The 23,709-nt window shown below is 62.6% G+C and carries 19 protein-coding genes; 5 read left to right on the forward strand and 14 right to left on the reverse strand.

What is annotated here, in order from left to right:
• Positions 1 to 17: 17 nt before the first annotated feature.
• From AB4P94_RS19170 to AB4P94_RS19190, 5 genes are all read right to left on the reverse strand, one after another.
• Positions 18 to 701: an EboA domain-containing protein gene (locus AB4P94_RS19170; RefSeq protein ID WP_395606912.1), complete on the reverse strand. Its 684-nt coding sequence runs from the start codon at positions 699 to 701 to the stop codon at positions 18 to 20.
• The gene (locus tag AB4P94_RS19175; RefSeq protein ID WP_395606913.1) at positions 698 to 1,582 is read right to left on the reverse strand and encodes a UbiA family prenyltransferase; all 885 of its coding nucleotides are present in this window, start codon (positions 1,580 to 1,582) and stop codon (positions 698 to 700) included. The genes AB4P94_RS19170 and AB4P94_RS19175 overlap by 4 nt, the downstream gene beginning before the upstream one ends.
• Entirely contained in the window at positions 1,579 to 3,447 is a 1,869-nt protein-coding gene (locus AB4P94_RS19180) for a 3-dehydroquinate synthase (RefSeq protein ID WP_395606914.1), read from the reverse strand. Before AB4P94_RS19180 ends, AB4P94_RS19175 begins: the two co-directional genes overlap by 4 nt.
• Positions 3,448 to 3,838: 391 nt before the next feature.
• On the reverse strand, positions 3,839 to 4,876 hold the full coding sequence (locus tag AB4P94_RS19185) for a hypothetical protein (RefSeq protein ID WP_395606915.1): 1,038 nt from the start codon (positions 4,874 to 4,876) through the stop codon (positions 3,839 to 3,841).
• Positions 4,877 to 4,963: 87 nt separating this feature from the next.
• Positions 4,964 to 5,920: an AraC family transcriptional regulator gene (locus AB4P94_RS19190; protein WP_395606916.1), complete on the reverse strand. Its 957-nt coding sequence runs from the start codon at positions 5,918 to 5,920 to the stop codon at positions 4,964 to 4,966.
• Between the two features lie 70 nt (positions 5,921 to 5,990).
• Here AB4P94_RS19190 and AB4P94_RS19195 point away from each other — a divergent pair, with 70 nt between their 5' ends.
• Positions 5,991 to 7,031 carry an SDR family oxidoreductase gene (locus tag AB4P94_RS19195; RefSeq protein WP_395606917.1) on the forward strand — a complete coding sequence of 347 codons (1,041 nt, stop codon included), beginning with the start codon at positions 5,991 to 5,993 and terminating at the stop codon, positions 7,029 to 7,031.
• Positions 7,032 to 7,038: 7 nt separating this feature from the next.
• Here the strand turns inward: AB4P94_RS19195 and AB4P94_RS19200 are convergent, their stop codons facing one another.
• Positions 7,039 to 7,980, reverse strand: a complete 942-nt coding sequence (locus tag AB4P94_RS19200; protein WP_395606918.1) for a LysR family transcriptional regulator — start codon at positions 7,978 to 7,980, stop codon at positions 7,039 to 7,041.
• Between the two features lie 109 nt (positions 7,981 to 8,089).
• On the opposite strand from AB4P94_RS19200, the gene AB4P94_RS19205 reads away from it, so the two are divergent.
• Positions 8,090 to 9,589, forward strand: coding sequence for a CoA-acylating methylmalonate-semialdehyde dehydrogenase (locus tag AB4P94_RS19205; RefSeq protein ID WP_395606919.1), 1,500 nt, complete (start codon positions 8,090 to 8,092; stop codon positions 9,587 to 9,589).
• A gap of 469 nt (positions 9,590 to 10,058) precedes the next feature.
• Here AB4P94_RS19205 and AB4P94_RS19210 read toward each other — a convergent pair whose 3' ends face one another.
• Positions 10,059 to 11,003 carry a GlxA family transcriptional regulator gene (locus tag AB4P94_RS19210; RefSeq protein ID WP_395606920.1) on the reverse strand — a complete coding sequence of 315 codons (945 nt, stop codon included), beginning with the start codon at positions 11,001 to 11,003 and terminating at the stop codon, positions 10,059 to 10,061.
• A 122-nt stretch (positions 11,004 to 11,125) separates the two neighbouring features.
• Between AB4P94_RS19210 and AB4P94_RS19215 the strand changes: the two genes are divergently transcribed.
• Positions 11,126 to 11,920 carry an SDR family NAD(P)-dependent oxidoreductase gene (locus tag AB4P94_RS19215; protein WP_395606921.1) on the forward strand — a complete coding sequence of 265 codons (795 nt, stop codon included), beginning with the start codon at positions 11,126 to 11,128 and terminating at the stop codon, positions 11,918 to 11,920.
• A 35-nt stretch (positions 11,921 to 11,955) separates the two neighbouring features.
• Here the strand turns inward: AB4P94_RS19215 and AB4P94_RS19220 are convergent, their stop codons facing one another.
• From AB4P94_RS19220 to xylA, 5 genes are all read right to left on the reverse strand, one after another.
• Positions 11,956 to 12,252: a DUF6124 family protein gene (locus AB4P94_RS19220; protein WP_395606922.1), complete on the reverse strand. Its 297-nt coding sequence runs from the start codon at positions 12,250 to 12,252 to the stop codon at positions 11,956 to 11,958.
• Positions 12,253 to 12,693: 441 nt separating this feature from the next.
• A complete protein-coding gene (locus AB4P94_RS19225) occupies positions 12,694 to 13,830 on the reverse strand; it encodes a sugar ABC transporter permease (protein WP_395606923.1) in 1,137 nt (378 codons plus the stop codon).
• Positions 13,831 to 15,384 carry a D-xylose ABC transporter ATP-binding protein gene (gene xylG / locus AB4P94_RS19230; RefSeq protein ID WP_395606924.1) on the reverse strand — a complete coding sequence of 518 codons (1,554 nt, stop codon included), beginning with the start codon at positions 15,382 to 15,384 and terminating at the stop codon, positions 13,831 to 13,833.
• On the reverse strand, positions 15,381 to 16,382 hold the full coding sequence (gene xylF, locus AB4P94_RS19235) for a D-xylose ABC transporter substrate-binding protein (protein WP_395606925.1): 1,002 nt from the start codon (positions 16,380 to 16,382) through the stop codon (positions 15,381 to 15,383). The genes xylG and xylF overlap by 4 nt, the downstream gene beginning before the upstream one ends.
• Positions 16,383 to 16,663: 281 nt before the next feature.
• Positions 16,664 to 17,980 (reverse strand): xylose isomerase, encoded by a 1,317-nt coding sequence (xylA, locus tag AB4P94_RS19240; protein WP_395606926.1) that lies wholly within the window; start codon positions 17,978 to 17,980, stop codon positions 16,664 to 16,666.
• A gap of 139 nt (positions 17,981 to 18,119) precedes the next feature.
• Here xylA and AB4P94_RS19245 point away from each other — a divergent pair, with 139 nt between their 5' ends.
• Positions 18,120 to 19,295, forward strand: a complete 1,176-nt coding sequence (locus AB4P94_RS19245) for a XylR family transcriptional regulator (RefSeq protein WP_395606927.1) — start codon at positions 18,120 to 18,122, stop codon at positions 19,293 to 19,295.
• Positions 19,296 to 19,336: 41 nt separating this feature from the next.
• Entirely contained in the window at positions 19,337 to 19,918 is a 582-nt protein-coding gene (locus AB4P94_RS19250) for an imm11 family protein (RefSeq protein WP_395606928.1), read from the forward strand.
• A 55-nt stretch (positions 19,919 to 19,973) separates the two neighbouring features.
• Here the strand turns inward: AB4P94_RS19250 and AB4P94_RS19255 are convergent, their stop codons facing one another.
• On the reverse strand, positions 19,974 to 21,239 hold the full coding sequence (locus AB4P94_RS19255; RefSeq protein ID WP_395606929.1) for a carbohydrate porin: 1,266 nt from the start codon (positions 21,237 to 21,239) through the stop codon (positions 19,974 to 19,976).
• Positions 21,240 to 21,296: 57 nt separating this feature from the next.
• Positions 21,297 to 23,705, reverse strand: a complete 2,409-nt coding sequence (locus AB4P94_RS19260; protein WP_395606930.1) for a glucose/quinate/shikimate family membrane-bound PQQ-dependent dehydrogenase — start codon at positions 23,703 to 23,705, stop codon at positions 21,297 to 21,299.
• Between the last annotated feature and the right edge of the window lie 4 nt (positions 23,706 to 23,709).

Here is a 23,709-nt window from a genome sequence, read left to right on the forward strand (position 1 = left end):
CGCAGGCGGTGAGCGGTTCAGTTCAGGTGGGCGTGCCATTCCGGCGGCAGGCGCAAGCCGCCCAGGCGCTGGCGTTGCGCGGGGCTGAGCAAGGGGAAAGCGATGGCGTTGGGCAGGCCGGGGGACACGGTTCGCGCGGCGGCGAGTTGTTCGTCCAGCAGGTCCAGCGCCAGCTGATTGAGCGTGACGCCGTGGCGTTGCTGCAGGCCGATGACACGACGGATGTCCAGGCCCATGCCCAAGGCTTTCAGCACCAGCTGGTGAAAGGCGCGTTCGGGGTAGTGGCGCGAGGGGTAAGCCGTGTCGAGGGCAAGGGCGGCGAACACTTGCGGGTTGCTGGTACGCCCGGCCTGCAAGGCCAGCGCCAGGCACAGGCCGTCGCTGTCGAGCCAGTCGAGGGCCTTGAGCAGCGCGATTTTCTCGTGGTCGTCGCCCCACAGGAACAGCTGGCGCAGCGTCGCACATTGCTCGGCATCAGCGGTTTGCTCAAGTGCCTGGGTCAGCAACAAGGCCCTTGCCAGTTCGACCTCGGGCGCCTTGAGGTGACGCTTGCACTGGCCGCTCAACAGCGCCGTGGTCGTGGCGCCCGGTTGTTGAGTCAGGTGCGCCTGTGCCTGCTGCCACCACTGCAACTCGGTAGCGTCCAGCTGTTGGGCAAGGGCTTGGCGATAGTCGATGAGGCATTGCTGGCGCATGTTCATGTTGGCTTGATCCAGCGCTGAAAGTGGGGAAGCAGGAAAAACACCAGCACGCACAGCAGGCTGCCCAGCGGCTGGTCGGCCACCGCCAGCACCAGCGCATCGAATAGCGGCAGGGCGGCAAGGCCTGCGCCGATAAACGCGCGTACGCTACGGTGCTGCGGGTCAGCCAGGTGCTTGCGGTAGTGCCAGCCCAGCCAGCCGAGCCACAACATCAGCACCGGCCAGAACCACAGGCTGGCGGCGTAGATCGCCAGCGCGAGCGGGCTGAGCATCAATAGCAACGGCAAGCGGCTGATCAACTGGTTGCGGTGTTCCTGGCGGGCCAGGTAGGTCAGGCCACTGATGTACACGCCCAGCAGCATCGCGCAGAGCCAGATCGGTTCCGGCGGCACCGCCAGGCTGGCGGCTGCGGTGAGGTACAGCGCCGAGCGGCAGGCGCCCATCAGCCACACGCTGTGGGCGTATTTTTTGTGCAGCAGGTTGTAGCCAACGATGCAGCCCACCAGCAGCACCACGCCGCCCAGCAACCAATGCGGCTGGTCAATCAGGCGGCTCAGGCCGAGTACCGCAGCGGCGGCGAGCACCAGCAACAACGCCGTGGCAAGGCCGACCTGTTGACGACTCGCAAGGCCCAGGGTGATGGGGCGCGGGTTGTGGTGTTGAAGGTCCCAGTCGGCGTCGAGCCAGTCGTTCAACAGCATGCCGGCCAGGTACAGTAGCGACAGGCTGACCAACAGCAACCCCCACACCAGCGACGACGGTGGCGCCAGGGCCCCGGCGCTGCTGGCGAGCAGTGCGGCGGCGAGGGTGTTGGTCCACACCGTGGGCAGGTTGGACACGCGGCCCAGGGTCAGCCAGGTTTTCACCGTGCTCTGGCTCATTGTGCGTAACCCAGGCGCAGGGCCATGTCGCTGCGGGTGACCAATTGGTGCAGTGCCCATTCCATTTGGGCGTCATCGATTTCATGCAGGTCCACCGACTGACCGATCCGGTTGAGCATCGGGATCGACAGCTGCCCACCCAAGTGCTGGCGGAAGTCCTCCAGGCCGAGCAACACCTGCGAGCGCCCTTGTGCGTCTTTCAGGCCCAGTTCCGGCGGGCACAGGTTGAAACCCAGCGTGTGCAACAGGTTCATCACGCGCTGGGTGTCGGCATCACTCAACAACCCCAAGGCATTCGCGTACAGCCCGTCCAGCGCCATGCCCACCGCGACCGCCTCACCGTGACGCAGCCGGTGGTGGCTGAGGTTTTCCAGCTTGTGCGCGGCCCAGTGGCCGTAATCCAGCGGCCGGCCATTGCCGCGTTCGAACGGGTCGCCGGCGCCGGTGATGTGCCCCAGGTGCAGCTCTGCACAACGCCGGATCGCGTAGCGGCTCGCCGGGTGGTCGAAGCGGGCGAGGGCGTCGGCGTGTTGCTCCATCCACTCGAAAAACGCCTGGTCCTTGATCAGCGCCACCTTGACGGCTTCGGCAAGCCCGGCGATCTGGTCGCGGTGGGTGAGGCTGGTGAGCAGTTGGAAGTCGTTGATCACCGCCGTGGCGGGATAGAAGGCGCCGAGCAGGTTCTTTTGGCCGAAGGCGTTGATGCCGTTTTTCACGCCGATACCGGCGTCGTTCTGCGCCAGCACGGTGCTGGGGATGCGGATCAGCCGAATGCCCCGGTGGAAGGTCGCACAGGCGTAGCCCACCGAATCCAGGACCGCGCCGCCGCCCAGCGCCAGCACGTAGCAATGCCGGTCGAGGCCGTGGTGCAGCATGTCGGTGTAGAGCTGTTCCAGCACGTGCGCGGTTTTGCTCAGTTCACCGGCGGGAACCGCAATGGGCGCGGTCAGCAAATGCAGGTCGGTGGCGTGGGTGGTGAAGTAGGCGTCGATCTGCGTGAGCAGCTCCGGTGCGCTGTTGAGCAGTTGCTCATCGGCGAACACCATCACCGTGGCCGGCCTTTGGTGCTGAGCGGTGAGTTGCTGGTACAAGCAGGGGTTGAGCGGGTCGAACAGGTGATCGGTGAACACCACCGGGTAGTCGTAACTCACCTCGAAACGGCCGTGCAGCGGTTGCCCGGCATCGGGTTTGCGCAAGGCCTTGAACAGGCTGTAGCCGGCCACGAACAGCAGCGGCAGCACCATGCTCGCAAGGATCGTCACCAGCAGCGCGTTCTCCTCGATCAGGAAGGTGCCAATGGCCGTGTAAGCCAGTGCCAGGCCGGCATTGGCCAAGGTGGTGATGAGTAAAAACGCGCGCAGCGGATAGCGTTGCATGCCAGCGGCCACCACCGAGGTTTCCGCCAGCACCGGCACGCCGCGCAGGCAGATCAGCGACAGCGTGTTCAGCCGGTACGCCAGTTGCCCCGGTTGGCGTTGGTGCAGGCCCAGGCGACCCGACAGCAAGCGAAAATAACCGGCCCCCAACGCATAGCCCAACCCGGCGCCCAGGCACAGGCCGATAAAGATCGCCAGGTAACCGCCGAGGCTGCCGAGCAGGGCCACTGCCAGCAACGCGACCATGCTCGACGGCACCGGCAACACCACGTCCAGCGCGAGCAGGGCGATCAGCAACAGTGCGACAGACAAGGCGCCGTTGGCGGTGGTGGGCTGGAACTGATTGAGTTGAATCAGAACGTGCTGAATCTGTTGTTCGAATAACAGGAAACTGGCGATAACCAGTACAGAGAAAACCATCAATGACAGCCAGAAATGATCGACCGGCCCCTTTTTCGAAAACGCACGACGCCACTGGCTGCGCTTCATCAAAGCATCCCTTTTCAAGTGTAAAGACCAAGTTCCGTTTCAGTCGTCAACGCTATTTCAGAGCAACAGAGCCCCCTGCCTGGAGGGCTGGTAATACGGGCGATTGAGTACGGCGGTGAAGGTATTCATGAACGTAGACGGTTGTGGTTTTTTTGCAAGTTCAGGCGGTAAAGGAGTTGCAGGAGGGGGCGCAGGCAGGGGTGGGAAGCGGGTACTTGGCCAATAATTACAATTACTTGTATGGCTTTTTATGCGGCGTCAATAACCCGTTTTAAAACCTCCAACTTACTCACCGCGCAGCGATGTTAGTTGGGTGGGTTATTGCCGCTGGCTATAAGTAATTTGGTCATACTTGGTTGTCGAGAACAATTCCGTTTAAGCCGTGGAATGTTTAAGGTGCCGAGTCTGGAACAGCGCGATAAACAGCGACTTCATCCGAACGAATCGTCTCTTTCAAGGTGTAAGTTGAACCGGTTTTGATCTTGACCTTCCACTGCTGCGTTGCCCGTGATGCGTTGGCATTGAAGGCGGCGTCCGGCACCGCCGCGAGGTTGTCGTAGCGATACAGGGTGTAGGCAACGTCCGGCTTCAAACCGGAGATCGTCAGGGTCAGTTTCAACAGGCCCGGCGGCGGGCGCTTGTTGGCGTGTTGCGCCATCGCCGGTTCCTCGGCGTTGACATCGGTCCACAGGCGCACCGGCAATGTTTCACCGTCGTGATCGACGATGCCGGTGATCGCCACGCCAAACTGCTTGCCGCGCGGCAGGGAATACACGGCCCGCGACGGCGCATTCGCCTCTTGGCGGCTGGCCTGGAATTCGCCGAACGGGAACGGGTAGCGGTAGACGGGTGCACCGTCGGGGGCCCACAGGCCGTTGTCACTCAATGTCAGCACATCGTCGGCGTAATAGCCCGGCGATGAGGTGAACGGGTGCTTCGACGAGACGCCCAGCACCGGCACGATATGGTCGTACTGCGCGTCACCGGCCTCGATGTCATCGGAGCCTTCGAAGTGGTGCATGTTTTCATACACACCGATGATCACCGGGTAACCGGCCAGCACATTGCCCTTGACCCACGTCAGGAAATGATTGGCGTTTGGTGTGCTGACACTGTTCCACTGCTGCGCCTGCAAGTGCATGCGTGCAGCAGCAGCGGCATCGTTGACCCCCGGCAATAACTGGCTGCCTGCCTTGGACTGGTCGACACCCGGGCTGGCGAGGGCGCGGGCGTCGTATTGGGAAACGTACTGGCCGTAATAGAGCCCGGCGCTGATGAACGCCACTTCGCCGCAGTAACCGTAGTTCGCCGTCCATTGCAGGCGCGGCGGGATATCGTTCTTCAGGCGCGCGGCGGCCGAGTCCTGTGCCCACAGCACTACGGGTAACAGCAGGACCATGAACAGCCTGTGTGGTTTGAGCCTCGACATCTCGATCGCCTTTGACAGTGAGGCCCAAAAGCTTACCGACCCTGGGTGGAGTTTCCCGCGAGGCTGTATGGAGAAACGATGGAGGCGCTACCGGCGCAGGCTGTTGCGGTACGCCTTGGGCGAACGGCCGGTGATGCGTTTGAAAGCGTTGCTGAATGCGCTGTCCGAGCCATAGCCCAGGGATTGCGCCAGCACCGCGATGGGGGTGTTTTCCTCGCGCAAGGCTCGCTCGGCAAGATGCATGCGCCATTGCGTCAGGTAGGTCAGTGGCGCTACGCCGGCAACGGCCTTGAAATGAAACGCGAACGTGGTGCGCGACATCGCACAGGCGCCCGCCAGTTCTTCAAGCGGCCAGGCGCGTTCGGGCTGTTCGTGCATCAGGCGCATGGCCGGCGCCAGGCGCGGGTCGCTCAATGCGCGCAGCCAACCGGCGGGCAAGTCGCTGGCGGTGCTCAAATGCGCACGCATGATCTGAATGAACAACAACTGCGACAGCTGCGCGCAGGCGAGTTGCACGCCGGGCAGCGCGGCCTGTTGTTCTGCCACCAACTGATCGAGTAACCCGCGAAATGCCATGGCCTGCGGCGAAGCGGCCGACACGTGAATCCACGGCGGCAACACCTGGGCCAGCAGGCGCCCGCTGATGGGGTCAAGCAGCACATGCCCGCCGATATAGGTGAAGGCCTCGCCGTCACCCAACTGTGCGGTGTTCTTGCCGGACCCGGAAAACAGCTGCATGGCATCCACCGGTTCCACCGACGGTTCACTGGACAACACAAAGCCGCGCGCCGCCGTCAGCAGGCCGACGTCGCCGGTGTCAAACCTTACCGGTTCGGGCTCGCCGTCGATGCTGACAAAGCAATGCCCTTTGATCACCGCAAAGAACTTGATGGAAGTGGGCGGGGGAAAGCGGATCGCCCAGGGGCCCCCGGCGCTGAAGCCGCCGGTCATCAGCGATTCGGCGTGGGTCAGCCTGAGGATGTCGGAAAAGGGATCACTGCTCACATTCGTACTCTCGCGATAGTTATCTGCACGCTGGCGCATTCAACGTCCGGCAGGGCGACTCTATCATGGGCGCTTTCCGATTCGCTGAATCCTGACCCTGGAGGTCACCATGCTCGAGACACCTACGTGGGTGCTGGTTACCGGCGGCACCGGTTTTATCGCGCAACACTGCATCATTGCCTTGCTCAACCAGGGCTATTGCGTACGCACCACCGTGCGCTCGTTAAACCGTGAAGCCGAAGTGCGCGCCCACCTCAAAACCGGCGGCGTGGAGCCGGGTGAACGGCTGGCCGTGGTGCGCGCCGATTTGAGTGAAGACCGTGGCTGGGCCGAGGCCGTTGCCGGTTGCGCCTATGTGTTGCACGGCGCCTCGCCCACGCCTTCTGGCGATCAGACCCGTGAAGAACAATGGGTCAAACCAGCGGTGGACGGCAACCTGCGGGTGCTGCGCGCCGCGCGCGAGGCGGGGGTCAAACGGGTGGTGCTGACGTCGGCGTTCGGCGCCGTGGGCGTGGGCCATCCGCCGATGCACCGACCCTTTGACGAGACCGACTGGAGCAACCTGGATGCGGGCCTGGCGCCCTATCAAAAGTCCAAAACCCTGTCGGAGCGCGCCGCCTGGGACTTCATCGCCCGGGAAGGGCGCGGGCTGGAGCTGGCGGCCGTCAACCCGGTGGCCGTGCTCGGCCCGGCGTTGGGCGCGGACTATTCGCACTCCATTCGCATTATCCAGCGCCTGATGGAAGGCCAGGGCGGCTGCCCAAAGATCAACTCGAGCTTTGTGGATGTGCGCGACGTCGCCGACCTGCACCTGCTGGCCATGACCCACCCGGCCGCCAGGGGCGAGCGCTTTCTGGCTTCGGCGGGGGAAAGCCTGTGGATCAAGGACGTGGCTCAGGTGCTGAAACGCCGCCTGGGGCCTGCCGCCTACAAGGTCTCGACGCGGGTGTTGCCCAACTGGCTGATACGCCTGCTCGCCCGGCGTAACCCTAACCTGGCCAACATGGTGCCGTTGCTGGGCGTGAAACTGAATGCCAGCAGCGCCAAGGCCATCCGCCTGCTGGGCTGGGCGCCGCGTTCGCAGGAGGCGTCGATTGTCGCCACCGCCGAGAGCCTGGTGCGCCTGGGTTTGGTGGGGCACAAAGCCTGATGCTGGCTTAACCGGCGGTGTAGCGGAAGCCGCCCGATAGCTTCTCCTTCAGAAACCCTACCAAGGCACTCACCGACTTCGGCACATGGGGCGAGTACGGGCGAATCAGGTAGATTTCATCGGCAAACGCGCCTTTGAGCGTCCAGCCCTTGAGCACCTGCACCAGCTTGCCGCTGGCCAGTGCGGCGTGGGCGCTGAAGTCCGGCAGCAGGGCGATGCCCAGGTGGTTGAGCGCCGAATCGCGCAGGGCCTCGCTGTTGTTGGTGGCGAAGCTGCCGGCGATGGGCACGGTGAGGCGTTCGGGTTTTTTGCTGCCGCGCTCGAAGGTCCAGGCGGGCTGGTCGGTGCCGCGCGGGTAGAACAGGCAATTGTGGGTGCCGAGGTCGGCCGGTTCGCGCGGCTCGCCGTGGCGTTGCAAGTATTCGCGGGTGGCCACCAGCACCGACGAGGTGTCGCACAGCTTCCACGCCACGTGGGTTTCCGGCACCTGAAAACCATGGCGTACCGCCAGGTCGTAACCCTCGGCCGCCAGTGAGCTCAAGGCATCGGATACATCCAGTTGAATGCGCACTTGTGGGTACTGCTGCAGAAATTCCGACAGGTGCGGCACCAGTTGCTGGCGGGCGAATGCCACCGGCGCGGTGAGACGCACCAGCCCGCGAATCTCGCCGGCCGAGTCGCGCACCGAGGAGAAACTGCGCGCGATATGCGCGTAGGCGCTGCGTACTTCACGGGTCAGGGATTGCCCCGCGTCGGTCAGCCGCACGCTGCGCGTGGTGCGGGTGACCAGCCGCGTGCCGGTGGCCTTTTCCAGGTCCGAGATGCGCTGGCTGACCGCCGACTTGCTCACGCCCAGCCGCGCCGCTGCAGCCGTGTAAGTGCCGTGTTCTTCAAGCACCGACAACCAGTGAATATGGGTCCAGAGCCCCTCGATTTCAGCCTTTTCCATGGTTCTATTGTTCGCCTGTGAGGACAATCAGTTCTGGATTCTGCTCTGGTTTGGAACAAACCGAAAGCCTATCGTGTGCCTCAACGCTACCGACCCGGGATCAACCGCCATGACCACCACGATTGAGCACTACATCAACGACCAGCGCGTGAGCCGCGATGATCGCTACCAGGACGTCTACAACCCGGCCACCGGCGAAGTCACCGGGCGCGTCGCACTGGCCAGCCGCCAGACCGTGGCCGAAGCGGTCGCTGCCGCCCAGGCCGCGTTCGCCGGCTGGGCCGACACCCCGCCAATCCGCCGCGCCCGCGTGTTGTTCGAATACCTGCACCTGTTGCGCGAACGCAAAGACGACTTGGCGCGCATCATCGTCGCCGAGCACGGCAAAGTGTTTACCGACGCCCAGGGCGAAGTGGACCGGGGCATCGATATTCTCGAATTCGCCTGCGGCATTCCCAACCTGCTCAAGGGCGAGCATTCCGACCAGGTGTCCCGTGGCATGGACAACTGGACCATGCGCCAGCCACTGGGCGTAGTGGCCGGTGTCACGCCGTTCAACTTCCCGGTGATGGTGCCGATGTGGATGTACCCGATCGCCATCGCGGCGGGCAACACCTTCATCCTCAAGCCAAGCCCGACCGACCCGAGTGCATCGTTGTTCATGGCCGAGTTGCTGCGTGAAGCCGGCTTGCCCAAAGGCGTGTTCAACGTGGTGCAGGGCGACAAGGAATCGGTGGATGCGCTGATCGAACACCCGGACGTCAAGGCGCTGAGCTTCGTGGGTTCGACGCCGATTGCCCAATACATCTACGAAACCGGCGCGCGCAACGGCAAACGCGTGCAAGGCCTGGGCGGCGCGAAAAACCACATGGTGGTGATGCCCGACGCCGATATCGAAAAAACCGTCGACGCATTGATGGGCGCCGCCTACGGCAGTGCCGGCGAGCGCTGCATGGCCATCTCCGTGGCGGTGCTGGTGGGCGATGTGGGTGACAAAGTCATCGCCGCCCTGACTGAACGCGCCAAGCAATTGCGCATCACCGATGGTCGCGATTTGAAAGCCGAAATGGGCCCGATTGTGTCCAAGGCAGCGCTGGAGCGCATCAGCGGCTACATCGAGCAAGGCGTGCAAGCCGGTGCAAAACTGCTGCTCGACGGGCGTGATTACGTGCCGACCGAAGCCGGGTTGGAAAATGGCTTCTGGCTGGGTGCGACGCTGTTCGATCACGTGACCCGAGAGATGAGCATCTACCGCGAAGAAATCTTCGGCCCGGTGCTGGCCTGTGTGCGTGTGAGTGACTTCGCTGAGGCGATCAAGCTGGTCAACGATCACGAATTTGGCAACGGCGTGAGCTGCTTCACCCGCGACGGCAACATCGCCCGCGAATTCGCGCGGCGCATTGAAGTGGGCATGGTCGGCATCAACGTGCCGATCCCGGTGCCCATGGCCTGGCACGGGTTTGGCGGCTGGAAGAAGAGCCTGTTTGGCGACATGCATGCCTATGGCACTGAAGGCGTGCGGTTCTACACCAAGCAGAAGTCGATCATGCAGCGCTGGTCGGAAAGCATCGAGCAGGGCGCGGAGTTTGCGATGCCGGTGTCCAGGTAACCCAAGCCAGCCACATTTTGATTGGGGGTGTGTCTGACGGGGCGTTGCGGATTCAGCAGGGAACTCCGATCTACCCGGCAACACCGATCACCTGTGGGAGCTGTCGAGCTTTAGCGAGGCTGCGAAAGCGGTGGGTCAGGCGGCATCTCCATCGGCAATGCCGCCGCCTTCGCAGGCAAGCCAGCTCCCACATTTTGATTGGGGGCGTGTCTGATGGGGCGTTGCGGATTCAGCAGGGAACGCCGATCTACCCGGCAACACCGATCCCCTGTGGGAGCTGTCGAGCTTTAGCGAGGCTGCGAAAGCGGTGGGTCAGGTGACATCTTTATCGGCAATGCCGCCGCCTTCGCAGGCAAGCCAGCTCCCACATTTTGATTGGGGGCGTGTCTGATGGGGCGTTGCGGATTCAGCAGGGAACGCCGATCTACCCGGCAACACAGATCTCCTGTGGGAGCTCTATTGCTGAGTCTCAAGCAGTTGATGGCAGGCTCTGGTTTTCTATAACCCGCTTGATCGCCTGAGGCGATTGCCCAAAGGCGCGCAGAAACGACCTGCGCATCCGCTCCCGGTCTCCAAACCCGCATTCCCTGGCGATGATGTCCAGGGAATGGCGACCGTCCTCCATCATGGTCCGTGCCGCTTCGACCCGCAGATGCTCAATGGCCTTGGCCGGCGACTGACCGGTTTCATCCTTGAAGATCCGGCTGAATTGGCGCGGGCTCAAGTGGGCCACCTCGGCCAGTTCCTCCACCGACAGTTCGGCGCTCAGGTGTTCCTTCGCGTAGATCAGTGTGCTTTGGATTCGGTCGGTTTTCGGGTCGAGGTCCAACAACGTCGAGAACTGCGATTGGCCGCCCGAGCGGCGATGGTGCACCACCAACTTCTTGGCGACACTGCGGGCGATCTCTGTGCCCAAATCCTTTTCTACAATCGCCAGCGCCAGGTCGATACCGGCGGTCATGCCGGCCGAGGTCCACAGCGCACCGTCGATCACGAAGATGCGGTCTTCTTCCATCTTTACGTTGGGGTAGGCGTCGCGAAACGCCCGCGCGTACGCCCAATGCGTGGTCGCACGGCGGCCTTCCAGCAGGCCGGCCCGGGCGAGCACGAAGGCGCCGGTGCACACGGCGGTGATGCGTTTTGAGGGGGTGTTTCGCAGGTAGTCGAGCAGCCCTTGCGACGCGTCGTCGAGGCGGTTATTGCCAATCACGACCAGCGTGTCGTAGTGCACACCGTTGAAGGACTGCGACTCCATGCCAAAGCCCAAAGAGGAGTGCACGATGCCGCCGTGCTCGGACACCACCGCCAGCTCATAGGACTGGCCGTGCAGGTCGTTCGCGGTTTCGAAAACCGCTGAAACGGCGAGCCCCAGTACCTGGAAGCCCGGGTAAATCACGAGACCGATGGTTTTCATAGTGTGCACTGCTCGCTGAGAAGGCATGTCCTAAAAAGGTGTATATACGACATTTGTGATATTCAAGGGAAGCCGTATGTTGAGTGACCGAAGTTTGTCGGCTCACTCTCCTGGAGACACCCATGAATACTGTAGCGTCCAAGGGCACGGCCCTTATCACTGGTTCGTCCACCGGCATCGGCGCGGTTTATGCCGACCGTTTGGCCAAGCGTGGTTATGACTTGATCCTGGTTGCGCGTAACGCAGAGCGCTTGAACACGCTGGCTGCCACATTGCGCGCAGACACCGGGCGCACGGTCACCGCGTTGGTGGCCGACCTGAATGACAAGGCGGCGCTGGCCAACGTCGAGGCTGTGCTGCGGGACGACGCCAGCATTACGTTGTTGGTCAACAATGCCGGCGTGGGGTCGGTGGCGTCGGTCCTGAACGGCGATGTGGAGGCGATGGACGCCATGATCGGTTTGAACATCACCGCGCTCACCCGCCTGACCTATGCCGTGGCCCCGGCTTTTGTGGCGCGGGGGGCGGGCACGATTATCAACATCGCGTCGGTGGTGGGCATTGCGGTCGAGGCCCTCAACGGCGTTTACAGCGCCTCGAAATCCTACGTACTCAGCTTCGGCCATGCCCTGCAACGCGACCTGGGGGACAAGGGCGTGCGTATTCAGAGCGTGTTGCCGGGCGCGACGGCCACCGAGTTTTGGGACGTGGCCGGCTACGCGCCGCAGAAGGAGAGCGCGAACACCATGTCGGCCAGTGACCTGGTAGACGCTGCATTGGCCGGGCTGGACCTGGGCGAACGAGTGACCATCCCCGGGCTGCACGAAGGCCAGGCCTGGGATGAGTGGGAGGCCGGACGCCGGGCGCTGTCCGGCAAGTTCAGCAATGCCCGGCCTGCGGCCCGTTATCTGGCCTGACGAGGGGGGCTGGGCTGGCCCAGCTCCCACATTTTTTACTGTGTTTCAGGTTTAAGGCATTCGATAGAGCGATCCACGGTGCTCTTCGCCATCTCCAGCAAGTGCCACACCGCCAGCACCTTGGCCCGCTCAGGCGGCGGCAGTTGCTCGCCACAATCGAGCGCAGTCGCCGACGCACTGTCGAGCAAACTGGCGGTGTAGAGCAGGGCGTCTTCGAAGCTGAGGTCTTCGATTTGAAGATGTCGGGTGGGCAGGTAATGGTCGATGGCGCGGTTGAAGGCGGCGCGGGCTTTGAGGGTGTCGAGAGGTGGGTCGGGGACAGCTTTATTCATTGTGCAACTCCACGTAGTTGAGCGCTGACACCTGTCGCGACTAAACGAAGGTGGCGGCTGTACGCAGGTTAGTCGACCGGTCACATGGCAAACCGGCGCGCCCTGGGGCGCCCATACGCACAGCCACCATAAAACTTCATGGAGACCATGCACCATATGAAATCCGGGCGACTAAACCCGATCACTGATGAGCAGTGACGGACCGCAGACTAGCCACCGATTTCAAGAGGCACAAGGCGGCAGGGATTGTCTAGGAAACGTCCTGCAATTAAAAGGGAGGCGGCTTGCTGGCCCTTTACAAACCATGACCAAATGCCACTAACGCCACCGAATCACTGTGGGAGCTGGCTTGCCTGCGATGGCGGTGTATCAGGTGCCTGATCAGTTGGCTGACCCGGCGCCATCGCGGGCAAGCCCGGCTCCCACAGGGATTCGGTGGCGTTAGCGCCGGCCGGTGCGCGTACTCACATCCACCCACACCGCCAGCACCAGAATGCTGCCCTTGACGATCATCTGCCAGTAACTGTCCACGTCGAGCATCGACATGCCGTTGTCCAGGCTGGTGATCACCAAAGCCCCAAGCAACGCGCCATACACGGTGCCCGAGCCACCGCGCATTGACGTACCGCCAATAAAACACGCGGCAATCGCATCCAGCTCGCCCATGTTTCCTGCCGAGGGTGAGCCGGCGGCGAGGCGGGCGGTGTTGACCAACCCGGCGAGGGCGCACATCACGCCCATGATGCCGAAGATCCACAGCTTCACTGCCTGCACGTTGATGCCCGACAGGCGCGTAGCCTCCATATTGCTGCCCACCGCGTACACGCGGCGGCCGAACACGGTCTGGCCTGTGACGTAGCTGAACACGCCGAGCAATGCCAGCAACAGCAGCACCGGCACCGGGATGCCATCGTAGCTGTTCAGCGTGGTGACGAAGGCCGCGAGTACCGCGCCGATTACGGCGACGCGCAGCACATCGCGCGTCAGGGAATGCGCCGCCAAGCCATGAGCGGCGCGGTTGCGGCGTTGTTTCCAGGTCAGGAACACCGTCAGGGCGAACAGCAACACGCCGAGCCCGATACCCACCGAATGCGGCAAATAGCCCTGGCCCACATACACCAGCGACGGCGACACCGGCGCAATCGTGGTGCCGCCAGTGATCCCCAGCAAAATCCCGCGAAACGCCAGCATGCCGCCCAGGCCGACGATAAACGAGGGGATGCGCAAGTAGGCGGTCATGTAGCCGTTGGCCACGCCGATCATCAACCCGCACAACGCCACCAGGCTCAGGTTGGCCAGCAGCGGCACGTGATACACCACGTCCAGAATCGCCGCCAGCCCGCCGAGCAAACCCAGCAACGAACCCACCGACAAATCGATCTCGCCGCTGATGATCACCAGCACCATGCCGCACGCCAGAATTCCGGTGATCGACATCTGCCGCAGCAGGTTGGACAGGTTGCGTGGCGTCACGAAACCGCCCTCGGTCTGCCAGCTGAAAAACAGCCAGATGATCGCCACGGCAATCACCAGGGCGAGCATTTTGTAGCGGGTGAAAAGGTGTTTGACCTGGTTCATCTACGCGCTCTTGTGATGGTTATTGTTGGCGCCGAGGGCGGCGGCGAGGACCTGTTCCTGGGTCAGGCCGGCGTTGACGAAATCACCGCGCAACTGGCCTTCGCCGATCACCAGTACGCGGTCGGACACGCCCAACACCTCCGCCAGTTCCGAAGACACCATGATGATCGACACGCCTTCGCCAGCCAGCGTGCCCATCAGTTTGTAGATCTCGTACTTGGCGCCTACATCCACGCCGCGCGTGGGTTCATCGAGGATCAGCACGCGGGGCTTGGCCATCAGCATTTTCGCCAGCACGGCCTTTTGCTGGTTGCCACCGGACAGGCTGGTGATCGGCAAAAACGGGCTGGCGGTTTTCAGGTGCAGGCGCGCGATTTGCTGGTCGATGCTGCCCAACTCGGCTTCGGCATCGATGCGCGTCAGGCGGGCGTAGCGGTCGAGCACGGCGAGGGTGATGTTCTGGCCCACGCCGAAGTCAGGGATGATGCCCTGGCGCTTGCGGTCTTCGGGCACCATGCACAGCCCGGCGCGGATCGATTTGAGCGGGGTTCGCGTATCGATCGACTGGCCATCCAGCCACACCTGGGCCGTATAACGGCCGGGATAGGCGCCGAACAGCGCTGACACCAGCTCAGTGCGCCCGGCACCCACCAGCCCGGCGATGCCGAGGATTTCACCGCGCTTGAGCACGAACGACACGTCGTCCACGCGTTTGCGCCTGGGGTTGTCGACGTCGTAACAGGTGACGTTGCGCGCCTCGAAAATCACCTCGCCGATGTCACGCGGCTCGGTGGGGTAGAGGGCGCTCATCTCACGGCCCACCATCTGCGTGATGATCTGCGCGATATCCATGTCGGCCATGGCCGTGGTCGCGATGTGTTTGCCGTCACGAATCACCGCGACGGTGTCGCACACGGCCGCCACTTCATCGAGCTTGTGGGAGATGTACACGCAGGCCACGCCCTTGGCCTTGAGGTCACGGATGATGTCGAGCAACACCTCGATTTCCGAACGGGTCAGGGCCGAGGAGGGCTCGTCGAGGATCAACAGGCGCGCCCGTTTGTTAAGCGCCTTGGCGATTTCCACCAGTTGCTGGTGACCACCGCCGTACTGCGACACCGGCAGCGCCACGTTCATGTCCGGCACCTTGAGTTCGCGCATCAAGGCTTCGGCGCGGTGCAGCATCGCCGGGTAGTTCATGCGCCCACCGGGCAAGGTCAGCTCGTGGCCCATGAAGATGTTTTCGGCCACCGACAGGTCGGGCACCAGGGTCAGTTCCTGGTGAATGATCACGATGCCCGCCGCCTCGGTTTCACTGATCGACTGGGCTTTGAGTGGCTGCCCGTCCCAGAGGATTTCACCCTCCCAGGTGCCGTGCGGGTAGACCGCTGACAACACCTTCATCAAGGTGGATTTACCGGCACCGTTCTCGCCGCACAGACCGAGGCATTCCCCCGGCCGCACCTGGAGGTCGATGCCGTTGAGGGCGTTGACACCGCCAAAGGTTTTGACGATGCCGTTCATTTGCAGCAGGTAGTCGGCCATGGCGGTCACTGCCCGGCAATCTGCTCTTTGGTGTAAAACCCGTCCTTTTCCAACAGGTCGATATTGGCTTTGGTCAGCGGGGTCGGCGTGAGCAGGATGGTGTCGACCTTTTTGCTGCCGTTGTCGTACTGCGAGCTGTAGGTGGGTTTTTCATTGCGCGCCAGTTGCACCGAGAGTTTGGCGGCTTCGGTGGCAATCAATTTGAGCGGCTTGTACACGGTCATGGTCTGGGTGCCATCGATCACCCGCTTGATCGCGGCGAGGTCGGCGTCCTGGCCGGAGATCGGCACCTTGCCCGCCAGCTTCTGCGCGGCCAGGGCCTGGATCGCGCCGCCGGCGGTGGCGTCGTTGGAGGCAACGATGGCGTCGATCTTGTTGTTGTTCCGGGTCAGGGCATTTTCGACGATGCTCAAGGCCTCGGTCGGGTTCCATTCCTTGACCCATTGCTGGCCGACAATCTTGATGTCGCCCTTGTCGATGGCTGGCTGCAGCACCTTCATCTGGCCTTCGCGCAGCACCTTGGCATTGTTGTCGGTGGGCGCGCCGCCGAGCAGGAAGTAGTTGCCCTTGGGCGCGGCTTGCAACACACCGTTGGCCTGCATCTCGCCGACTTTTTCGTTATCGAAGGAGATGTACGCGTCGATGTCGGCATTCAGAATCAGACGGTCGTAGGACACAACTTTGATCCCGGCTTTCTTGGCTTCGGCCACAGCGTTGGTCAACACGGTGGCGTTGAACGGCACGATGACGATCACATCGACGCCCCGGGAAATCAGGTTTTCAATCTGCGAAATTTGCTTTTGCTCATTGGCGTCGGCCGACTGCACGAAGACCTTGGCGTCGAGTTTTTCGGCGGCGGCGACGAAGTAATCACGGTCGCGGGACCAGCGTTCCAGGCGCAGGTCATCGATGGAAAAGCCGATTTTCGGATGGGCCGGGTCGGCCATCGCCGGCAGGGCGAGCAGGGCCAGGGCAGTGGCGAGCAGGGTGCGTTTGAATGACTTCATGGTGGTGCGTCCTTTTATTGTTGTTGGAAGACTCTAGACAAACACTGTACCTGTGGCTAACGGAACTCTTGTGGGCAGCGGGCATGTTGTGGGCTGTGGGCTTGTTGTGGCGAGCGGGCTTGCCCCGCGTTGGGGCGCGAAGCGGCCCTAAACCAGGCAGCGCGTTTTATTTGAAAGAGCGAGGCGTCTGTTTTTTTGGGGCTGCTTCGCAGCCCAACGCGGGGCAAGCCCGCTCGCCACAACAAGCCTGCTCACCTTTGAAAGCCCCGCTTGCCACAGTGTTACCGGTAGATGAAGCGGTTGACGATGCCCTCAAGCATCTCCTGCCGGCCGCTTACAGCCTGCGGGTTCAGCTCATTGGCAAACGCATGCTCGGCCAATGACTCCAGGCTGAACTCACCCGCCAGCACCGCCTGGCCCAATGGCTGATTCCAGCCGGCATACCGCTGGTCCTTGAACTGCTGCAATTGATCGTTTTGCACCATCGCCGCCGCACGTTCCAGGGCGAGGGCGAGCACGTCCATGGCGGCGACGTGGCCGTGGAACAGGTCGGTTTCATCCAGGCTTTGGCGGCGCACTTTGGAGTCGAAGTTGTAGCCGCCATTCTTGAAACCGCCGGCCTTGAGGATTTCGTAGGTGGCGAGGGTCATTTCCTCCACGCTGTTGGGGAACTGGTCGGTGTCCCAGCCGTTCTGCGGGTCGCCACGGTTGGCGTCGATGCTGCCGAAAATGCCCAAGGACACGGCGGTGGCGATTTCATGATGAAAACTGTGCCCGGCCAATGTGGCGTGGTTGGCTTCGATATTCACCTTGATTTCATGCTCCAGGCCGAACTCATGCAGAAAGCCGAATACCGTGGCGCTGTCGTAATCGTATTGGTGCTTGGTCGGCTCCTGGGGTTTGGGCTCGATCAGCAAGTCGCCCTTGAAGCCGATCTTGTGCTTGTGCTCCACCACCATGCGCATAAAGCGCCCGAGCTGCTCGCGCTCGCGCTTGAGGTCGGTATTGAGCAGGGTTTCATAGCCTTCACGGCCGCCCCACAGCACATAGTTGGCGCCCTTGAGGCGCAGGGTGGCGTTCATTGCGCTGAACACTTGCGCGGCAGCAAAGGCGAACACGTGCGGGTCCGGGTTGCTGGCGGCGCCGGCGGCAAAGCGCGGGTTGCTGAAGCAGTTGGCGGTGCCCCACAGCAGTTGGATGCCGGTCTGTTCCTGGTGGCGCTCCAGGTGGTCGACCATCTGCGCGAAGTGGTGGCGGTACTCCTTGAGCGAGCTGCCTTCAGGGGCGACGTCCGTGTCATGAAAGCTGTAGTAATCAATGCCCAGTTTGGAGAAAAACTCGAAGGCCGCATCCGCCTTGCCGATAGCCAGCTCCATCGGGTCGCCGCTGCGTTGCCACGGGCGTTTGAAGGTGCCCATGCCGAACATGTCCGCCCCGGGCCACACAAAGGTGTGCCAATAGCAGGCCGCCATGCGCAGGTGTTCGCGCATGGGTTTGCCGAGGATGAGTTTGTTGGCGTCGTAGTGGCGAAAGGCGAGGGGGGAATCGCTGTTGGGGCCTTCGAAGCGAACCTTCTCGACACCGGGGAAGTACGGCATGGCGTTTTCCTTATTGTTCTTGGCGATGCCCCGATACTAGCAACGGCCTTTGGCCCACCGATTATGAAAATCACCAAGGTGTGGTGCGATTTTGCGTGGCGGGGGCTAGTCTGTGGCGACTGGCCTATGGATAAAAACAATGAAAACCCTACCGCCCGTTCACCGCATTGCCCTGTTGTTCAACGGCAGCAAAATCTATGACCGTGGCATCATCGCCGGTATCGGCAACTACCTGAGCAGCACGCGCGCGTCGTGGGACCTGTTTCTGGAAGAGGATTTTTTGTGCCGTCTACGCGGCATCGAGCGCTGGCAGGGCGACGGCATCATTGCCGATTTCGACGACCCGCTGATTGGCGAGGCCTTGGCCGGCATCAAGTTGCCGGTGGTGGCGGTGGGCGGCTCCTATGAGGACTCTCGCGCCTATCCCAAAGGCATTCCCTATGTGGCCACCGATAATTACGCGCTGATCAAGCTGGCCTATGAGCATTTGATCGAAGCTGGCCTGACCCGCTTTGCCTGCTTCAGTCTGCCGGTGGCTCAAGCCAACCGCTGGGCTCAGGAGCGCGAGAAAGCCTTTCGCCGCCTGATGCGCCGCGATGGTTTGCAAGTCGAGATTTATCGCGGTTTGGGCACCAGCGCACCATTGTGGGACAGTGCCGTCGAACAGCAAATTGCCTGGCTGCAAGCCTTGCCCAAACCCATCGGCATCATCGCGGTCACTGACGCCCGCGCCCGCCAGTTGCTGCAAGCCTGCCTCACCGCGGGGATTGCCGTGCCGGAAGAGGTCGCGCTGATCGGCATCGACAACGATCCGCTGACTCGCACCCTCACGCGCGTGCCGCTCAGTTCCGTGATCCAGGGCACCGAGACCATGGGCCGCACCGCCGCCGCATTGCTGCACCAGATGCTGCACGGCAAACCCGCTGCGGGCACACAGATTCTGGTGCCGCCGGACGCGATCAATGTGCAGGCCTCCAGCTTGCATCAACCGCTGGGCAACCCTTACGTGATGCAGGCGCTGCTGTTCATCCGCCAATACGCCTGCCAGGGCATCAAGACCGCCCAGGTGGCGGCGTATGTCGGCGTGTCGCGTTCCTCCCTCGAGTCACACTTTCGCAAGGCGCGGGGTTGCAGCGTGCACGACGAAATCCTGCGCTTTAAACTGGCAGCGGCTGCCAAGGGGCTGGAAGATCGTGCGTTGGCGATTGCTGACGTTGCCACGCGTTGCGGGTTCAAATCGGCGCAGTACCTGCACACCGTGTTTCGACGCGAGTTTGGGTGTACGCCGCGGGAGTATCAGCACACGGTTGTTTGACAACCTGTGTGGAAAAAGGGAAAGGGAGAAGGATGAAGAGGATGCGGTATTACTGGCTCAGGCCGAAACTTGCAATGCCGGGTAAATGGGTGTTGGGAAGCATACGCCACGTTGATAACTGGCTCTTCAGGCACCCGCCTGCTGAGTTTATGGAACCGTGCACCTACACGCTTGACGTGCTGCACGACGGTGCAGAACGGGACTACTCGGTTGCCGGGTATGCCAGTGTTCCGGTGTTGAGCCAAAGGGCCTGTGAGGCCCTGGCGGGTTTGCCCGAGGTGGACGAACCTTATCACCACGTCGTGCTTGAGCCGGTCCGCATCGCGAACAAGGCCGTGTCGCAGGATTATTTTGTGATGGTCATCGAGACCCAGGTCGACTGCATTGACGAACAGCGCTCGGCGTTTGAACGCTTTGCGGTAGACGATCCTGTGAGGCCGGATCTGGCAGGGCAATACAGCTACTTTTTCCGGCTCGTCATCGACCCGTCAAAAACAGGCGGTCGCCATATCTTCCGGGTCAAGGACTACCTCGGCGCAATTATCGTCAGCGAAGAAGTCAAATGTCGTTTCGAGGCCGCTGGGCTGGTCGGGCTGGTCTTTGATTCGGTTGATGCTGACTGACCCTCGACGGTTTTATGGCCGGGGTGCAGCGGCCGCGCACCCGGCAATCACCCGGTCAGAAAACTGCTTTCACCTGCAGCCCCACCACCAGCGCATTGTCGATATCCACCCCGGAAAACGCCCCCGGCTCAATGATGTACTGCACATCCGGGCGCAATGTCAGCCATGGCGTGGCCTGGTAGCCATAACTCAGCTCGATCAACTGTTCGGCGTTGTTCAGGTTGGGGTAATCCGTCCCGGCGTTGATCGCGGCTTGTTCCTGTACCTCCCGGCTGCGCGGGTTGGGCACGGCGCGGCCATAACCCAGGGCCAGCGTATCCCGTGGGCGGCCTTCGAACGGTTTGTACAGCACCACGCCTGCGCCATACCACTTGCTGAATGGCGAGGCGGCTTCGCTGGCGGCGGAGTACTGGCCGAAGGCGTGCAGTACGCGCCCCGCGGATGAGCTGGACGCCCACACCGCCTGATCAATCAGCAGGTAATGACCGCCACGCCCATTCACTTTCTTGTCGCTGCCGATGCGTTTTACATCGGAGCTGTCGTAGTAATAACCGAGCTTGTATTCACCCGGCAGGGTGCCGGCGTGTTTGTAGATCAACTCGATCGGCACCACGGTGCCGGTGGTGCGTTTCGGGTCCAGGCGCCAGGCGCGGCTGGCGTTGCCGTTGCTGTCCGGGTCGACGTTGAAGGCGGCCACGCGCAACTGCCAGTTTGGCGAAAAATCATATTTCACCCGGGCGCCCAGGCGTGCGTTCGGGTAGTTGGTCCAGCCGCTGCCACCGGACATGTTCAGCGGGTGCCCGCAGAAACCGGCGTTCATGAAGTTGCACAGAATACCGCTGTCGAGGCCGCCAAGGTCGTTGCCCATGGCCATGTAGCCGAGCTTGATGTTCAGCGCAGGGGTGAACAACGTGCGCTCGTAGCTCAACTCGGTGAGGCGGGTGTAGAGGCCGCCGTAGTTTTCCTGGATCGGCAGGCGGTTGCCGACCAAGTCCTCGGAAGCGCTGTTGCCGCGACGGTCGTTGATCGTGACCTGGATGCGGTCGCCATGGTTGAAACCGTAGAGTTTGCCCAGGTCGAACTGCACGCCGAGCTTGATGTTCTGCGAGTAGCGCGCCGAGCGGTGTTGGCCGCCGTCAGCGTTGTAGGCGGTTTCGCCGCTGTAGTCGCCGGTAAAGCGGATGCCGTGTTCGTCGAGCTCGCGGCGCAGGCCGCCCCAGTCGCCGGTCAGGGTGGTGTCATCGGCTTGTACGGGCAGCGCGGCGCCCAGGGCGAGGCCCAGCAGCAGGCGCCCAAGGGAAGGATGAGAAGTGGGGGTCATGCGAAGTGTTCCAGGCAAAAAAAGCGCGGTGCCGGCAGGGCACCGCGCAAACAAAGGTTAGGGCAGGGCGTAGGCGATCACGTAGTCGCCACGATCGGTGGACTGGCGCGCACCGCCGGCGGTGATGACGATGTATTGCTTGCCGGTTTTCGGTGACACGTAGGTCATCGGGCCGCCCTGGCTGCCCACGGGCAAGCGGGCTTTCCAGACTTCATCACCGTTGCCGCTGTTGAAAGCGCGCAGGTAAAAGTCCTGGGTGCCGGCGATAAAGATCAGGCCGCCTTGGGTCGACAGTGTGCCGCCCAGCGTCGGCAAACCAATCTTGATCGGCAAGTGCATGCGGATACCCAGCGGGCCGGTGTCTTCCACCGTGCCCACCGGCACTTGCCAGGCGATCTTCTGCGTCTTCATGTCGATGGCGGTCAGGGTGCCGAACGGCGGCGCCTGGCACGGAATGCCGGCCACCGACAGGAAGCGGTTTTTGTTCACCGCATAGGGTGTGCCCTTGAGCGGCACGGCGCCCATGCCGGTGTTCAGTGCTTCACCGCCGGACGAGGCCTGAGCATTTTTTTGACCCGGCACCATCTGGATCCACAGGCCCAGGCGCATGTCGTTGACGAAGATAAAGCCATGCACCGGGTCGGTGGAAATACTGCCCCAGTTCATGCCGCCGAGCGAACCCGGGAAACTCAGGGATTTATCGGTGCCCGGCGCGGTGTACAGGCCTTCGTAGCGCATGCCCTTGAAGTCGATGCGGCACAGCAATTGGTCGTACGGCGTGGCGCCCCACATGTCCGATTCGGTCAGGGTTTGCGCGCCGATCTGCGGCATGCCCACGGATTTTGGCTGGGTCGGCGAGTAGGGTTCGTTGGGGATATTGGCGGCCTTGACCGGCACTTCGCGCACGTCGGTCAACGGCTTGCCGGTGGCACGGTCGAGCACGTAGATCTGGCCGGCTTTGGTGCCGATCACCACCGCTGGCACCGCCTTGTCGCTACCCGGCGGGGTGAAGTCGATCAGGCTCGGCTGCATCGGCAGGTCGAAGTCCCACAGGTCGTTGTGGACGGTCTGGTACACCCACTTTTCAGCACCGGTGGAGGCGTCCAGCGCCAGTACCGATGCGCCGTATTTGTGGTTGAGCTGGGTGCGCTCCACGCCGTAGATGTCGGTGGACGAGCTGCCCATCGGCAGGAAAACCGTGTTCATCAGCGGGTCATAGGACATCGGCGCCCAGCTGTTCGGCGTGCTGCGCACATAGGTGCTGCCTTCGGCCGGGGCTTTTTTGTCTTCAGGGTTGCCCGGGTCGAAGGCCCAGCGCATTTGGCCGGTGATCACGTCAAAACCACGGATCACGCCACCCGGCATGTCGGTTTGCACGTTATCGGCCACGCGGCCGCCGACCACCACGGTGGTGCCGGCGATCAAGGGCGCGGAGGACAGTTGGTAGTAGCTGTCCGGCACGTTGCCCAGGCCGGCTTTCAGATCGACCTGGCCGTGGGTGCCGAAGCCTTCGCAGAACTCGCCGGTGTCGGCATCGACGGCGATCAGGCGTGCGTCGATGGTGTTGGTCAGCAAGCGACGCTGACACTGCGCACCGGCCGGTACGCTGGCGGCGATGATCGGCGAGCTGTTGGGCTGGGTCGGCTGGGCGAGTGGTGCGGTGGCATCGAAATACGCCATGCCCCGGCAACGCTGCCACACCGCCGACTTGGCGTTGACTTCGTTCTTCCACAGCTCTTTGCCGGTGTCGGCATCCAGGGCGATCAGGTTGTTGTGCGGGGTGCAGATGAACACTTTGTTGCCGATCTGCAGGGGTGTCAGTTGGTCTTCAGCGCCGTTGCCGTCGCTGATGGCCACGTCGCCGGTGTGGTAGGTCCACGCCACTTTCAGCTTGTTGACGGTGTCGCGGTTGATCTGGTCCAGCGCGGCGAAGCGGCTGCCGCCTTCGGTGTTGCCGTAGTGCGCCCAGTCTTTCTGGGCGTCAGCCGGGGCTACCGGGGTGAGGCCCGGGCCTGCGCCCGTCGGTGCCACGCTTGGGTGGGCGACAAACATGTTGCCCGCCGCGACCGCTACGCCTAAGGCCAGCACTGCGGCAATGCCGTACGCACTGCGTGCAGGGCGGCCTGCCAGCAGCGGGTAGACCAACGCCACCACCACGCCAATGGCCGCAAACATGAACAGCCGCGAGAACAACGGCCAGAACACCAGCCCCACGTCCGCTATCGCCCACACGGCCGTACCGACCAGGAAGGTGGCGAACAACCACGCACCTGCCGGCTTGCGCTGGGCGATCAGCACGCCGGAAACGGCCATGACGCCGCCGCCGATCAGGAAGTACCAGGAACCGCCCAGGCTGGCCAGCTTGGCGCCGCCCACGGCCAGGGCCACACCGAGCAAGGCAATGACAATGCCCAGGCCCAGCAGGAGATATCGTGAGGCGCCAGCGGCGCGGGATGCTCGTTTCATGTCG

The organism is Pseudomonas sp. B22129 (genome assembly GCF_044218875.1).
Classification (GTDB): Bacteria; Pseudomonadota; Gammaproteobacteria; order Pseudomonadales; family Pseudomonadaceae; genus Aquipseudomonas.

What these genes read in the sequence shown, in the direction of transcription:
- AB4P94_RS19170 (WP_395606912.1), bottom strand. Translation starts at nt 701, where the DNA reads ATGAACATGCGCCAGCAATGCCTCATCGACTATCGCCAAGCCCTTGCC.
- AB4P94_RS19175 (WP_395606913.1), bottom strand. Translation starts at nt 1,582, where the DNA reads ATGAGCCAGAGCACGGTGAAAACCTGGCTGACCCTGGGCCGCGTGTCC.
- AB4P94_RS19180 (WP_395606914.1), bottom strand. Translation starts at nt 3,447, where the DNA reads ATGAAGCGCAGCCAGTGGCGTCGTGCGTTTTCGAAAAAGGGGCCGGTC.
- AB4P94_RS19185 (WP_395606915.1), bottom strand. Translation starts at nt 4,876, where the DNA reads ATGTCGAGGCTCAAACCACACAGGCTGTTCATGGTCCTGCTGTTACCC.
- AB4P94_RS19190 (WP_395606916.1), bottom strand. Translation starts at nt 5,920, where the DNA reads ATGCGCCAGCGTGCAGATAACTATCGCGAGAGTACGAATGTGAGCAGT.
- AB4P94_RS19195 (WP_395606917.1), top strand. Translation starts at nt 5,991, where the DNA reads ATGCTCGAGACACCTACGTGGGTGCTGGTTACCGGCGGCACCGGTTTT.
- AB4P94_RS19200 (WP_395606918.1), bottom strand. Translation starts at nt 7,980, where the DNA reads ATGGAAAAGGCTGAAATCGAGGGGCTCTGGACCCATATTCACTGGTTG.
- AB4P94_RS19205 (WP_395606919.1), top strand. Translation starts at nt 8,090, where the DNA reads ATGACCACCACGATTGAGCACTACATCAACGACCAGCGCGTGAGCCGC.
- AB4P94_RS19210 (WP_395606920.1), bottom strand. Translation starts at nt 11,003, where the DNA reads ATGAAAACCATCGGTCTCGTGATTTACCCGGGCTTCCAGGTACTGGGG.
- AB4P94_RS19215 (WP_395606921.1), top strand. Translation starts at nt 11,126, where the DNA reads ATGAATACTGTAGCGTCCAAGGGCACGGCCCTTATCACTGGTTCGTCC.
- AB4P94_RS19220 (WP_395606922.1), bottom strand. Translation starts at nt 12,252, where the DNA reads ATGAATAAAGCTGTCCCCGACCCACCTCTCGACACCCTCAAAGCCCGC.
- AB4P94_RS19225 (WP_395606923.1), bottom strand. Translation starts at nt 13,830, where the DNA reads ATGAACCAGGTCAAACACCTTTTCACCCGCTACAAAATGCTCGCCCTG.
- xylF (WP_395606925.1), bottom strand. Translation starts at nt 16,382, where the DNA reads ATGAAGTCATTCAAACGCACCCTGCTCGCCACTGCCCTGGCCCTGCTC.
- xylA (WP_395606926.1), bottom strand. Translation starts at nt 17,980, where the DNA reads ATGCCGTACTTCCCCGGTGTCGAGAAGGTTCGCTTCGAAGGCCCCAAC.
- AB4P94_RS19245 (WP_395606927.1), top strand. Translation starts at nt 18,120, where the DNA reads ATGAAAACCCTACCGCCCGTTCACCGCATTGCCCTGTTGTTCAACGGC.
- AB4P94_RS19250 (WP_395606928.1), top strand. Translation starts at nt 19,337, where the DNA reads ATGCGGTATTACTGGCTCAGGCCGAAACTTGCAATGCCGGGTAAATGG.
- AB4P94_RS19255 (WP_395606929.1), bottom strand. Translation starts at nt 21,239, where the DNA reads ATGACCCCCACTTCTCATCCTTCCCTTGGGCGCCTGCTGCTGGGCCTC.
- AB4P94_RS19260 (WP_395606930.1), bottom strand. Translation starts at nt 23,705, where the DNA reads ATGAAACGAGCATCCCGCGCCGCTGGCGCCTCACGATATCTCCTGCTG.